At 40.2% G+C, this 13022-nt stretch carries 12 protein-coding genes; 11 read left to right on the top strand and 1 reads right to left on the bottom strand.

What is annotated here, in order from left to right:
• The first annotated feature begins 380 nt into the window (after positions 1-380).
• The 3 genes from dapB to carB all read left to right on the top strand — a co-directional run bounded on the left by dapB (position 381) and on the right by carB (position 5769).
• Complete coding sequence (gene dapB, locus MORIYA_RS09900) at positions 381-1199, top strand: 4-hydroxy-tetrahydrodipicolinate reductase (RefSeq protein ID WP_112714802.1); 819 nt, start codon at positions 381-383, stop codon at positions 1197-1199.
• Positions 1200-1365: 166 nt separating this feature from the next.
• Positions 1366-2523, top strand: coding sequence for a glutamine-hydrolyzing carbamoyl-phosphate synthase small subunit (gene carA / locus MORIYA_RS09895; RefSeq protein WP_197713376.1), 1158 nt, complete (start codon positions 1366-1368; stop codon positions 2521-2523).
• A gap of 27 nt (positions 2524-2550) precedes the next feature.
• Positions 2551-5769 (top strand): carbamoyl-phosphate synthase large subunit, encoded by a 3219-nt coding sequence (carB, locus tag MORIYA_RS09890; protein ID WP_112714798.1) that lies wholly within the window; start codon positions 2551-2553, stop codon positions 5767-5769.
• Positions 5770-5912: 143 nt separating this feature from the next.
• Here the strand turns inward: carB and MORIYA_RS09885 are convergent, their stop codons facing one another.
• Positions 5913-6134: a hypothetical protein gene (locus MORIYA_RS09885; protein ID WP_112714796.1), complete on the bottom strand. Its 222-nt coding sequence runs from the start codon at positions 6132-6134 to the stop codon at positions 5913-5915.
• A gap of 212 nt (positions 6135-6346) precedes the next feature.
• On the opposite strand from MORIYA_RS09885, the gene MORIYA_RS09880 reads away from it, so the two are divergent.
• From MORIYA_RS09880 to MORIYA_RS09845, 8 genes are all read left to right on the top strand, one after another.
• The gene (locus MORIYA_RS09880; RefSeq protein ID WP_112718557.1) at positions 6347-6871 is read left to right on the top strand and encodes a GspH/FimT family pseudopilin; all 525 of its coding nucleotides are present in this window, start codon (positions 6347-6349) and stop codon (positions 6869-6871) included.
• Positions 6858-7478, top strand: a complete 621-nt coding sequence (locus MORIYA_RS09875; protein WP_112714794.1) for a hypothetical protein — start codon at positions 6858-6860, stop codon at positions 7476-7478. Before MORIYA_RS09880 ends, MORIYA_RS09875 begins: the two co-directional genes overlap by 14 nt.
• Complete coding sequence (locus MORIYA_RS09870) at positions 7478-7945, top strand: hypothetical protein (protein WP_232011588.1); 468 nt, start codon at positions 7478-7480, stop codon at positions 7943-7945. The genes MORIYA_RS09875 and MORIYA_RS09870 overlap by 1 nt, the downstream gene beginning before the upstream one ends.
• Positions 7946-8383 (top strand): type IV pilus modification PilV family protein, encoded by a 438-nt coding sequence (locus MORIYA_RS09865; RefSeq protein ID WP_112714792.1) that lies wholly within the window; start codon positions 7946-7948, stop codon positions 8381-8383.
• A 153-nt stretch (positions 8384-8536) separates the two neighbouring features.
• Positions 8537-9763, top strand: a complete 1227-nt coding sequence (gene sstT / locus MORIYA_RS09860) for a serine/threonine transporter SstT (protein WP_112714790.1) — start codon at positions 8537-8539, stop codon at positions 9761-9763.
• Positions 9764-10008: 245 nt separating this feature from the next.
• Positions 10009-11019 (top strand): low-specificity L-threonine aldolase, encoded by a 1011-nt coding sequence (gene ltaE / locus MORIYA_RS09855; protein ID WP_112714788.1) that lies wholly within the window; start codon positions 10009-10011, stop codon positions 11017-11019.
• 153 nt (positions 11020-11172) lie between these two features.
• Positions 11173-11583, top strand: a complete 411-nt coding sequence (gene yciA, locus MORIYA_RS09850) for an acyl-CoA thioester hydrolase YciA (RefSeq protein ID WP_112714786.1) — start codon at positions 11173-11175, stop codon at positions 11581-11583.
• Between the two features lie 400 nt (positions 11584-11983).
• A complete protein-coding gene (locus MORIYA_RS09845) occupies positions 11984-12838 on the top strand; it encodes a sigma-70 family RNA polymerase sigma factor (protein ID WP_112714784.1) in 855 nt (284 codons plus the stop codon).
• The last annotated feature ends 184 nt before the right edge of the window (positions 12839-13022 follow it).

Genomic DNA, 13022 nt, shown 5'->3' with positions numbered 1-13022 from the left:
ATAAATTTGTTGTGTGGCTGATATAGTTGCTGCTGAGCCATTATTATTTAGGTAAGATGATTTTTGATTTAGATCAATTGATGGATAATGAGTAATGGCAACGTATAACGATTTTAACTGGAAATATGCATTAGTATTTTTAATTGTGTTTTTAACAATACCGATGATACACCTATGGGCTGGCCTATTTGGTATCTTCGGTTGATTGCTAATATTCAGTATAAGAAAACCCGCATTCTAGTAGTTAGAATAGCGGGTTTTTTTATGTCTAATTTTTATGCTTAAGAAACGCAAGTTAGCGTTGTTGATGTGTTTCGAGGAGTGCTATTATCAAAGTACTATAACTATTTGATTAATAATAAACACAGGGAGAAGTCTAGATGGGACAAACGGTAAGAATTGCGGTGATGGGTTGTAATGGTCGTATGGGCCGTACGATTTTAGAAGCCATTCAAGATAGTGATGGTGCAGCCATTGTTGGTGCAGCAATCGAACGTCCGGAGTGTAATTTCTTAGGCGCAGATGTTGGCGAGTTAGCTGGTCTTGGTTCACTCGGTGTTAAAGTGGTTAGTAGCCTGGCTGACGTGGTTAATGACTTTGATGTCATTGTCGATTTTACCGCGCCAGAAGCAACCTTGCAGCATCTTGAGTTTGCGGTTGCGAATCATAAGAAAATAGTCATTGGAACAACGGGGTTTAGCGATGAACAAAAACAACTGATCCATGATGCCGGTAATGCGATTGGTGTGGTATTTGCACCCAACATGAGTGTTGGTGTTAATGTGATGTTTAAACTGTTAGAAATGGTGGCTAAGGTTATGGGTGATTACACTGACATTGAGATCATCGAAGGTCATCACCGTTATAAAGTGGATGCACCGTCTGGTACCGCATTAGCTATGGGCGAAGTGATTGCCAATACCCTTGGTCGTGATCTGAATAAAGTGGCTGTGTATGGCCGCGAAGGTAATACCGGTGAGCGCGATCGTGAAACCATTGGTTTTTCTACCATTAGAGCCGGTGATATGGTTGGTGAGCATACCGCTATGTTTGCGGACATTGGAGAACGCATTGAAATTACACATAAAGCATCAAGTCGTATGACATTTGCAAAAGGTGCTATACGTGCATCAACTTGGGTATTTGCCCAAGAGCAAGGCTTGTATACAATGCAAGATGTACTTGATCTTAAATCTTAAATTCAAAACATAAAAAAACAGTTGCGTAACATTTATTTTGTCTGTATTATCCGCGGAATTTGCCAAAATTTAGTAATTCAGAGGTTGGTTTTTTATCTCGAATTATTATGCTGTGTGACAGCCTAGGGTAAATAGTTGATTTATTTTATTATTTTTCTATCTATTTTTGGAGGTTGTCTTGAGTAATATCGCCTTGTTGGTGTTGGAAGACGGAACAGTATTCCGTGGTGTGTCTATCGGTGCAGAAGGTCATTCGGTAGGTGAAGTTGTTTTTAATACTTCAATGACTGGTTATCAAGAAATATTAACCGACCCTTCCTATTCTCGCCAAATCGTTACTTTCACTTACCCACATATCGGTAACACTGGTACAAATGATGAAGATGCAGAATCTTCAGATGTTCATGCTTGTGGACTAGTCATTCGAGATCTTCCGTTAGTTACTTCTAATTTCCGTAATCAACAATCACTTACTGATTATCTAAAAGAACGTAATGTTGTTGGTATTGCGGATATTGATACCCGTAAACTTACCCGCATCTTACGTGATAAAGGGGCGCAAGCTGGTTGTATTATCGCGGGTGAAAATCCAGATGAAGCGAAAGCATTAGAATTAGCTAAGGCATTCCCTGGCCTAAAAGGCATGGATTTAGCGAAAGAAGTAACCGTTAAAGAATCATACGAATGGAACCAAGGTAGCTGGACATTAATGGGTGGTTTACCTGCTGATGCTACAGACTCTCGCTTCCACGTCGTTGCTTATGATTATGGTGTTAAGCGCAATATCTTACGTATGTTAGTTGATCGCGGCTGCCGTCTAACGGTTGTCCCTGCGCAAACATTGGCGAAAGACGTACTGGCGTTAAATCCCGATGGGGTGTTCTTATCAAATGGCCCTGGTGATCCAGAACCGTGTGATTATGCCATCGCAGCAATTAAAGAAATTTTGACGACAGATATTCCGGTATTTGGTATTTGTTTAGGCCACCAATTACTTGCATTAGCAAGTGGTGCTAAAACATTAAAAATGAAATTCGGTCATCACGGTGCTAACCATCCTGTAAAAGACATGGAACGTGATGTCGTTATGATCACCGCGCAAAACCATGGTTTCGCAGTAGATCAAACAACGTTACCGGACAATCTAAGAATGACGCACAAGTCATTATTCGATGGCTCTTTACAAGGTCTACATCGTACTGATAAAGCCGCATTTAGCTTCCAGGGTCACCCTGAAGCAAGTCCTGGTCCAAACGATGCGGCGCCACTTTTCGATCACTTTATCGAGTTGATGGAAAAGAATATGGAAAAAAGCCAAGCCTAAGCCTGATACCTAGTAGAGAATTGAACTATGCCAAAACGTAATGATATAAAAAGTATTCTAATCTTGGGCGCTGGTCCTATCGTAATCGGTCAAGCGTGTGAGTTTGACTATTCCGGTGCTCAAGCTTGTAAAGCACTTCGTGAAGAAGGCTACCGAGTTATTCTAGTTAACTCAAACCCAGCGACAATTATGACTGACCCAGAAATGGCGGACGCGACTTACATCGAGCCGATCCATTGGGAAGTGGTACGTAACATCATCGAAAAAGAACGTCCAGATGCGCTATTACCGACGATGGGTGGTCAAACGGCATTAAACTGTGCACTTGAGTTAGAAAGCAAGGGTGTGTTAGCCGAGTTTAACGTTGAGATGATTGGTGCAACAGCTGACGCGATTGATAAAGCGGAAGACCGTAGCCGTTTTGACAAAGCAATGAAAGCCATTGGTCTTGAAACGCCTCGCGCTGGTATCGCACATACTCTCGAAGAAGCACACGGTGTATTAGCCGAAGTTGGCTTCCCCTGTATTATTCGCCCATCATTCACTATGGGTGGCACAGGTGGCGGTATCGCTTATAACTTGGAAGAGTTTGAAGATATTTGTACCTTGGGTCTTGAGCTTTCACCCACCACGGAATTATTGATTGATGAATCATTAATCGGTTGGAAAGAGTACGAAACGGAAGTGGTTCGTGATAAAAACGATAACTGTATAATTGTCTGTACAATTGAAAACATTGACCCAATGGGTATTCACACCGGTGACTCAATTACGGTGGCACCAGCGCAAACACTCACGGATAAAGAATACCAGATCATGCGTAATGCATCGATGGCTGTGCTACGTGAAATTGGTGTAGAAACAGGTGGTTCAAACGTACAGTTCGGTATCAACCCAGTTGATGGCCGTATGGTTGTTATTGAGATGAACCCACGCGTATCTCGTTCATCTGCACTGGCATCAAAAGCAACGGGTTTCCCAATTGCTCGAATTGCGGCGAAATTAGCGGTTGGTTACACGTTAGACGAACTATCCAATGATATTACGGGTGGTGCAACACCTGCATCATTTGAACCAACACTGGATTATGTGGTTACTAAGATGCCACGCTTTAATTTCGAAAAATTTGCCGGTGCTAATGACCGTTTAACCACCCAAATGAAATCTGTGGGTGAAGTCATGGCGATTGGTCGTAACTTCCAAGAGTCAATACAAAAAGCAATACGGGGTCTAGAAATCGGTAAGAATGGTTTTGATCCAGAAGTGAACGTAACCGATGAGTCTGCAGCGGCGAAGATCCGTCAAGAGCTAACAGAAGCGGGCGCTGAACGTATCTTCTATATTGCGGATGCTTACCGTATTGGCATGTCAACCGATGAGATTTATGCGATCACATGTATTGATCCTTGGTTCTTAGTACAAATCGAAGACATTGTTAGCGCTGAAGCAAACGTCAGTAAAATTGGTTTTGCGGGTCTAAACGAAACGTCATTACGTCAACTTAAGCGTAAAGGTTTCTCTGATTTACGTCTGTGTAAACTTGCCGGTGTAAGTGAAAATGAAATCCGTGAATTACGTCATCGTTTAGAGATCTTTCCGGTTTACAAACGTGTAGATACCTGTGCCGCCGAATTCTCAAGTGATACCGCTTACATGTATTCTACTTACGATGAAGAATGTGAAGCGAATCCAACCGATAACGATAAAATCATGATCATCGGTGGCGGTCCTAACCGTATTGGTCAAGGTATCGAATTCGATTACTGTTGTGTACACGCTGCCTTAGCAATGCGTGAAGATGGTTACGAAACTATCATGGTTAACTGTAACCCTGAAACTGTGTCAACAGATTACGATACATCTGACCGTCTCTACTTCGAACCGATTACATTAGAAGATATATTAGAAATCGTCCGCGTTGAAAAGCCGAAAGGTGTGATCGTTCAGTACGGTGGTCAAACACCACTTAAACTAGCGCGTGCCTTAGAAGCGGCTGGCGTACCAATCATAGGTACATCACCAGATGCGATTGATCGTTCTGAAGATCGTGAACGCTTCCAACAAGCGGTTGAGCGTTTAGGTTTGTTACAGCCAGATAATGCGACGGTAACAACGACTGAACAAGCGATTATTTCCGCCGAATCTATCGGTTATCCGTTAGTTGTACGTCCTTCGTATGTACTTGGTGGCCGTGCGATGGAGATCGTATATGACGAAATCGATTTACGTCGTTACTTCAAAGAAGCGGTAAGTGTTTCTAACGAATCTCCAGTATTACTGGACCGTTTCCTTGATAACGCAATCGAACTTGACGTTGATGCTATTTGTGACGGTAAAGATGTTGTTATTGGCGGCATCATGGAGCACATTGAACAAGCAGGTGTTCATTCTGGTGACTCAGGTTGTTCATTACCTCCTCATTCATTAGGCCCCGAAATTCTTGATGTTATGCGTGACCAAGTGCGCGCGTTAGCATTAGAATTAGGTGTTATTGGCTTAATGAATACCCAGTTCGCAGTGAAAGATAATAAAGTTTACCTTATTGAAGTAAACCCTCGTGCTGCACGTACGATTCCTTTTGTTTCAAAAGCAACGGGTGTGCAACTAGCAAAAATTGCTGCACGTGTAATGGCGGGTCAAACGTTAGTTGAACTTGGTTTCACTAAAGAAGTTATCCCACCATATTACTCGGTTAAAGAAGTGGTATTACCATTCTCTAAATTCCCAGGTGCTGATCCGTTATTAGGTCCAGAAATGCGCTCTACTGGTGAAGTAATGGGCGTGGGTGATACATTCGCTGAAGCTTATGCTAAAGCACAGCTTGGAGCTTCTGCGGAAGTGGCTAAGAGTGGTCGTGCTCTTATCTCTGTTCGTGACGGAGATAAGGCTCGTGCCGCTGAATTAGCGAAGCAGTTAATTGCACTTGGTTTTGAGATTGATGCGACTCACGGTACTGCGGTTGCACTGGGTGAAGAAGGGATTAATCTTCGTCTCGTTAACAAGGTACATGAAGGTCGTCCACATATTCTTGACCGTATTAAGAATGGCGAATACAGCTATATCATTAATACGACGGAAGGTCGTGTTGCGATTGAAGATTCTCGCCAACTACGTGCAGCTGCGTTACGTTATAAAGTGAACTACACAACCACAATGAATGCTGCATTTGCAACGTGCCAAGCGCACTCTGCCGATGCCCGTGGTACTGTTCGTTCAATACAAGAGTTACATACTCGCATTAAGTAAGCAGTAAGTATTTATAGTTAATAAAAAACCTCGCTACTTCAGTTACAGCTAGTAACAATAAGTAGCGAGGTTTTTTATATCTGCAAAATTTTATATTTATAAACAGTTCTTGATTATAAATAGCTTACGGTTAATCACCGCTATTACAGTTCAAATTCCAATTCAATAAACGTGCAACCTTTTACGCAGCCCACACCGGTTCTAGATTCATCATTTTTGTTCTTTGGTGGTAATAACTTTAATGCTTGTTGACATACTGGGCATAAAACCGTTTTTCCAAGGCATACATTTTTAATAGTATTACGCTGTTCATGAAACGATTTTGAACTGCTTTTGTTAATTGCTGAAAAATCTATTTTTGACATGATAACTCTTTAATTTTACGTGTTTGTCTTTAATTACACCTGTGATTTACTTGTTTGTTTCACTGCGTTTAATCAAAGCGAACAAGTCGTCACTGTGGCTGGATTCAATAATAATGGAACATGTTACCTGTTTATTAATATAAAAGTATCAGTGATTACATTTTATTCTAAGGTTAGTGTTACTCAACCTCGAATAAATGAAGCTAATGCGAATGATGCACTGTAAATTAAAATCACTAGGACTAACCTTAATCGAATTACTGTTATCGTTGGCAATAGTGACTATATTGATGGCTTTAAGTGTGCCTTCATATAGTGCATACGTGAATAAAAATAAATTATGTAATCTCACAAGGCAATTAGTTGAAGCGTTAAATGTTACTAAACAATTAGCGATAGCTCGGGGGGTGCCACATTATTTTAATGTACAAATAAACAATTCGGTAATGACTGCTGGTGAATCATGTTGGGTCATCAGTCAGTTCGAAAATTGTGATTGCTTTACATCGAGTGCATTATGTCAGTCTAAATATGGCCAAGTTAGCGCCACGATAAATGATATTGAGCTCTCCACTAATCGTTCCCAGTTATCTTTTTCACCATTATTTGGCATGACCAACGGGACTACCTATCACCTTGTATCCGGCGGTTTCGCCACTAAGGTAATTGTGAGTACTCAGGGGCGTATTCGAATTTGTATGGATAGAGGAGAGAGTGCTATTTATGCGCCCTGTTAAAGCATCATTACCTTTGCGTGTTTATAGCACTGGATTTGTGCTAATCGAAACCATGATTTCGCTTGCTTTAGTCGGTGTTATCTCGGTTGGAATTTTTAGTATATTCGCCACACATGAGGTGCAAAATAATCGGGCAGAACAATATTATCTCGTGCAGCAGGAAGCGCAAAATTTACTGATCATTATGCAGCGCGAATTAGCGCGCGCGGGTTATAAAACTAATATAGCAGAAGTGAACCCTTTTATTTATAACAACGATAAAATTTTTAATGTGAATACCCGGCAAGATTGTATTACTTACCGTTATGATCGTAATGAAGATCGTATTTTTAGTGGCGAAAATTTTGGCTTTCGGTTATATAATGGTGGCATACAGTTACGTAAAGGCAGTGAGGTTGGTTGTGATGGTGGCTTAGGATGGGAGATGATTTCTGACACCGCGAGTATCGAAATTACCTTATTGAAATTTACAGTTGTGCAGCAGTCGTATACGTCGCCGCAAAGAATGAAAGGTTATGTCACTATCGCGTTAAGTATACGTCATCGTCACTTAATGGATATTGAACTTCACTTTTTTCGAAATACTAGTGCGAGGGTTTTTCTATAGTGTGCGATAAACAATCGCCATGTTTCGCTGTCCATGGTTTTGCTTTGCTATCGATGACGCTAATTCTAGTCTTTATTATGATCAGTGCCAGTTTGTCGTTTGCACATATTCAGCAACAGCGCATTCAACGTAATCAGTTTCACCTTAATTACTTAAAAGCGAGAATTATAGCGGTAAATGAGTTGGATTTATTTTATATGGTGCTCTATGAATCCCCTGAATTATTTGCTTTGGTAGCACCATGTACTAACTTAACATTAGATAGTCGTCAGGTAGTCATACCTAATGATATGATGCGCGAATATAGATTGTCAGCGCTGTTTTATTTATGCGTTGAGCGAGAAGGTGTTTTCAATGTGTCACTCGCGCTCCCATACAACAATATCGAGCAACTTGTGGTGCAGCGCAAGCTTATTACGACATTAGAGCATTGGGTTTGGCAACCCAGTTCTTTATTCGGATTTTGAATGCGGCTTAAACGATACGTGTCGCAGCAGGGAGCAAGCTTACTTGAAGTGATGATCTGTCTATTTATGCTATCACTGCCTCTATTGGGCATGACAGCGCTAAAGTTAATTCAGGCGAAAATTGTATTACAGCAATCACAATATACCGCTGCATGGGCGTTAATGGAGTATAAGCTGAATGAAATACGGTATTTGACGGATTCGATTGATGGATATAGTGCTTTGAATACCAATGTTGGCGGTAACTTGAGTGCGGGGGATATTCAATATGACCAGCACTGGTTTAATTTAACTTGGCAAGTGAGAACGTTAACTACGACCAGCACATCAAGTCTGCTAAAGGAAGTCGAGATTAAGATCCACTGGCAGGATAAGACTAATTCCCCGCAGATGATTAGCAGTATGACTATGCTGAATAAGGACGTTATTGTCAGATAAATAAGCAGCGCAAGTGTCGAGAGCTATAATTCACGTTAAAATTTAATATTTATTGTTGTTTTGTGACTAATTACTAATGTTTAATATTATCTTTTTCATTTAATTTGATATTATCCTGCCTTTATTGGTGTTTATAGATATTTAGGATGTGGTATGGGCAGTAAAGTAGCAGGGCTTTTTCAATTAAGTTTGGTTAAGCAGATCATAATTAGTATTATTGCGGGTATTGCGCTAGCGTATGCAGCCCCTGAAATTGCTAAAGAAGCAAGTCTATTTGGCGGGCTATTTGTCAGTGCGCTAAAAGCTATCGCACCTTTATTAGTATTTGTATTAGTTATCTCGGCGATAGCCAATCAAGAAGTGAATACCAATGCTAATATGCGCCCTGTGATTATCTTGTATCTACTTGGCACCTTTGCTGCTGCGTTGGTCGCGGTTAGTCTCAGTTTTTTATTTCCGGTACAGTTAGTTTTAATGACCGAAAGTGCAACGAATACGGCACCAAGTAATATCACCGATGTATTACGGAACCTTATTTATAAAGTGGTCGATAATCCAATCAATGCGATCGTGACCAGCAACTTTATTGGGGTGCTGACGTGGGGTATCGGTTTTGGTGTAGTCTTGAAGCACGCATCATCGACTACTAAGCTGGTTATCAGTGACATTGCTGGTGGTGTGTCAAAGATAGTACATGTGGTGATCCGATTTGCACCTTTAGGTATTTTTGGTCTAGTGGCGTCAACATTTGCTACGGTGGGTTTTTCGGCAATGGCAAGTTATACCCACTTATTGGCGGTATTACTGGGATCAATGCTGATTGTTGCGTTAGTGATTAATCCGGCCATTTTATTTTTCATGTCACGTCAAAATCCGTACCCGCTTATTTTTCAGTGTCTACGTGAAAGTGGTATTACTGCGTTCTTCACGCGTTCATCCGCAGCGAATATACCGGTAAATATGGAGTTATGTAAAAAACTAAACTTACATAAAGATACTTACTCGGTTTCTATTCCACTGGGTGCAACCATTAACATGGGCGGTGCGGCGATCACGATCACGGTACTTACTTTAGCGGCAGTGAATACTTTAGGTATTGCGGTTGATTTACCAACTGCCTTACTATTAAGCGTTATTGCGGCTATTTCTGCATGTGGTGCTTCCGGTGTCGCTGGCGGTTCATTATTGCTGATCCCATTAGCTTGTAGCTTATTTGGTATTGATAACGATATTGCCATGCAGGTGGTAGCTACCGGATTTATCATTGGGGTATTACAGGATTCAGCCGAGACGGCGCTGAACAGCTCAACGGATGTGGTATTTACCGCCGCCGTGAGTCATGCTCATGCAAGAAAAACGGATAATGTCGTTAATTCATAATGTCGCTAATATAAATTAACCCGATTTCATGCGGTGTTATATTTGCTGTCATCATTAAGCTGTAGGTAATTTTATTACCTACAGCTTTTTTACGGGCTGGTTAATAAATACGAATCAATCTTGTACTCAGATGTTATACTAATTTCAGATAACTTAGCTGAGATAGTCAGGTATTCAAATATTAATTGTTATCAAACTGTGTAAAAATAGATGTTTGTATGGATGTAAAGTGAAGGACGCTGTAAATGTTTGATTTTAGAAGTGATACGGTAACGCAACCCACCGCCGCTATGCGTGAAGCTATGGCGACTGCCGTTGTAGGTGATGATGTTTATGGCGATGATCCAACCGTGAATAAACTCGAACAAATGGCCGCAGAGCGTTATGGATTTGATGCTGCTATCTTTTGTTCGTCAGGTACACAGGCTAACTTGTTAGCTATTATGGCGCATTGTCAGCGAGGTGATGAATATATTTGTGGTCAAAATGCCCATAACTATCGTTGGGAAGGCGGGGGTGCTGCGGTATTAGGTAGTGTACAACCACAACCTATTGCCAACGAGGCCGATGGTAGTATTTGTCTACAAGCCATTCGTGACAATATTAAACCGGATGATGATCACCATGCTAAAACCAAATTGTTATCATTAGAAAATACCATTGGCGGTAAAGTCTTATCGCTTGAGTATCTAGCTCAAGCGCAAGCATTGGCCTTTGAGCATGGATTACGTATTCACCTTGATGGGGCGCGTGTCTTTAATGCCGCGGTTAAACTTAACGTCGATGCGAGTGAGATCACCCAATATTTTGATTCCGTATCTATTTGCTTATCGAAAGGACTTGCAGCACCGGTTGGTTCATTATTACTTGGCTCTGAATCATTAATTCGCAGTGCCAGACGCTGGCGTAAAATGCTGGGTGGCGGTATGCGTCAAGCGGGTATTCTGGCCGCAGCCGGTATTTTAGCGTTAGATGAGCAAATTGATAAGTTAGCGATTGATCATGAAAAAACGCAATATTTAGCACACCAATTATTGACCCTGACTGAGTTTACTTTTGATTTAGACAGTGTGCAAACCAATATGATCTTTACTCAATACACAGGGAAAGATGGTAAAGCACTGTCGGCATATTTACGTACTAAAGGCATTATTATTAGTGCCAGTAATGCGATCCGTTTTGTGGTTCATCAAGATATTACCGTTGACGCAATCGACTTATTAATTACAGAGATTAAGCATTTTCATTCAATGTAAAATTAAGCCTTATTTGGCGTAAATAGGGCAGTTCGAATATAATTATTATAATAAAGGCGATCTCGGCGTTAGCATGTCAGATAGAATAACGACTAAAGAATATGTTTTACTTAGCATCGCTACTTTTAACTAAATAAAATCAAATACTAAGAGATGATTATGACTATACCAAAAGGCCAACTATTAACACGAACGTTATCAATGCCGAGTGATTGCAATGCCAATGGCGATATCTTTGGTGGTTGGATCATGTCACAAATGGATATCGCAGGTGGTATTTTAGCAAAAGAGATAGCACAAGGACGAGTAGCTACTATTTCAGTTGATGGTATGACATTTCATAAACCGGTTGCTGTTGGTGATGTGGTTTGTTGTTATGGTTCGTGTACTCGCATTGGTAATTCTTCAATGACGATTAAATTAGAGATTTGGGTTAAGCCGTTAATCAACGCACCTAAAGTGAACTACCGTTATATCGTTACCGAAGCAACATTTACTTATGTTGCTATCGATGATAATGGTCAGTCGCGTAAAATTGAACGTACGTGCGAACTGCCATCGTAATGCAGAAATAAAGTGATAGTCATGCAGTAGGGTGTCCTTAGTGGGAACACCCTTTTTTATAGCTAAAATTTAGGGTTAAATACCCCCGTCATTAGTTCACGCCGTATTCAACTTGGTATTCTCAGCATCATAACGGTCAATAAACTTATTAACAATAGTGGCGGATAATGATTGTCTGGTCTGACCTTGTTTGGTTTTATTGTATTTTATGACTAATCTAATAATGTTATTGTTTTTTTTAAGAATAACCGTTCTAAAAATTAATTCCCGACTAACCTTATTTCTACTGAATTATGTTCTAATCAAAATTTGTTTCTAGTTAGTTTTATAGTTGTTGCTAGGTATGTTTAATTTGTAAGCGTGGTTTCATGTGGAGATACTCGCTTAGGGAGATAGAAAAATGGAATTATCTAACGAATCGAATGCACTAGATGTATACATGTATCAAGTTAACCAAAGTAGTAAACTATTAACGAAAGAGGAAGAATATGAAACAGCTATCGCTTCTAATGAAGGTGATGAAAAAGCCAGACAACGCATGATCCAATCTAATTTACGTTTGGTGATTAATATCGCTAAACGCTACCAACATACTTCTCTACCGCTCGTTGATATAATCCAAGAAGGGAACACAGGGTTAATCCATGCTGTCGAGAAGTTTGACGCGACCAAAGGTTTTCGTTTTTCTACTTATGCTGTGTGGTGGATCAAAAATAATATCGAACGCTTTATTATGAACCAATCACGTACTATTCGCGTGCCAATCCATATTGGTAAAATATATAAACGCATTTTAAAAACAGCACGTGAACAAGAATTAGACTTACAATGTAATCATGATGTGATGACATTGGCAGAATTATTGGAAATGCAGTACGCACAAGTTACTGAAGTGTTATCCTATTATTTTAATGAAGCAAGTTTAGATAAAACAATCGTGACTGATCGTGATTCGAGTACGGCGTTGGTCGATATGTTAGAAGATTATTCTATTTGTAAACCAAACGAGGAACTCGAAGATGCTGATACATTATGTTATTTGAATGAAGTATTGGGACATTTATCTGAACGTGATAGAAAAATCATTGAATTAAGATTTGGGTTAGGAGAAGAAGATCCACTGACTCTACATGTTATCGGCGAACGTCTATCGATGTCGAGAGAGCGAATTCGCCAAATTATTAATTTAAGCTTACAGAAAATTCAACCTGAGTTACTACAAAACACAGTACAAAAACAAGATTATCTCAATTAAATAATCGACCTCAGTGCTTGTTAACTTTCTGTATATAAAAAAGAATATATTGGAATATATTGTCAGCGATTATCGTTATCTTTAGTTTTTTTCTTTAGATCATGATAGCTTAGTTGGGTATATTCCTTCGTCATTTTAGCCCGTCCAGTAGTTATGGCTGGTCGCATACTGCACTCTTTCATCT

This window comes from Moritella yayanosii (assembly GCF_900465055.1).
Classification (GTDB): Bacteria; Pseudomonadota; Gammaproteobacteria; order Enterobacterales; family Moritellaceae; genus Moritella; species Moritella yayanosii.
This window is presented reverse-complemented; position numbering and strand designations above follow the sequence as displayed.

Excerpts from the sequence above, each read along its gene's own strand:
- dapB (WP_112714802.1), top strand. The coding sequence starts at position 381 with ATGGGACAAACGGTAAGAATTGCGGTGATGGGTTGTAATGGTCGTATG.
- carB (WP_112714798.1), top strand. The coding sequence starts at position 2,551 with ATGCCAAAACGTAATGATATAAAAAGTATTCTAATCTTGGGCGCTGGT.
- MORIYA_RS09885 (WP_112714796.1), bottom strand. The coding sequence starts at position 6,134 with ATGTCAAAAATAGATTTTTCAGCAATTAACAAAAGCAGTTCAAAATCG.
- MORIYA_RS09880 (WP_112718557.1), top strand. The coding sequence starts at position 6,347 with ATGATGCACTGTAAATTAAAATCACTAGGACTAACCTTAATCGAATTA.
- MORIYA_RS09875 (WP_112714794.1), top strand. The coding sequence starts at position 6,858 with ATGCGCCCTGTTAAAGCATCATTACCTTTGCGTGTTTATAGCACTGGA.
- MORIYA_RS09865 (WP_112714792.1), top strand. The coding sequence starts at position 7,946 with ATGCGGCTTAAACGATACGTGTCGCAGCAGGGAGCAAGCTTACTTGAA.
- sstT (WP_112714790.1), top strand. The coding sequence starts at position 8,537 with ATGGGCAGTAAAGTAGCAGGGCTTTTTCAATTAAGTTTGGTTAAGCAG.
- ltaE (WP_112714788.1), top strand. The coding sequence starts at position 10,009 with ATGTTTGATTTTAGAAGTGATACGGTAACGCAACCCACCGCCGCTATG.
- yciA (WP_112714786.1), top strand. The coding sequence starts at position 11,173 with ATGATTATGACTATACCAAAAGGCCAACTATTAACACGAACGTTATCA.
- MORIYA_RS09845 (WP_112714784.1), top strand. The coding sequence starts at position 11,984 with ATGGAATTATCTAACGAATCGAATGCACTAGATGTATACATGTATCAA.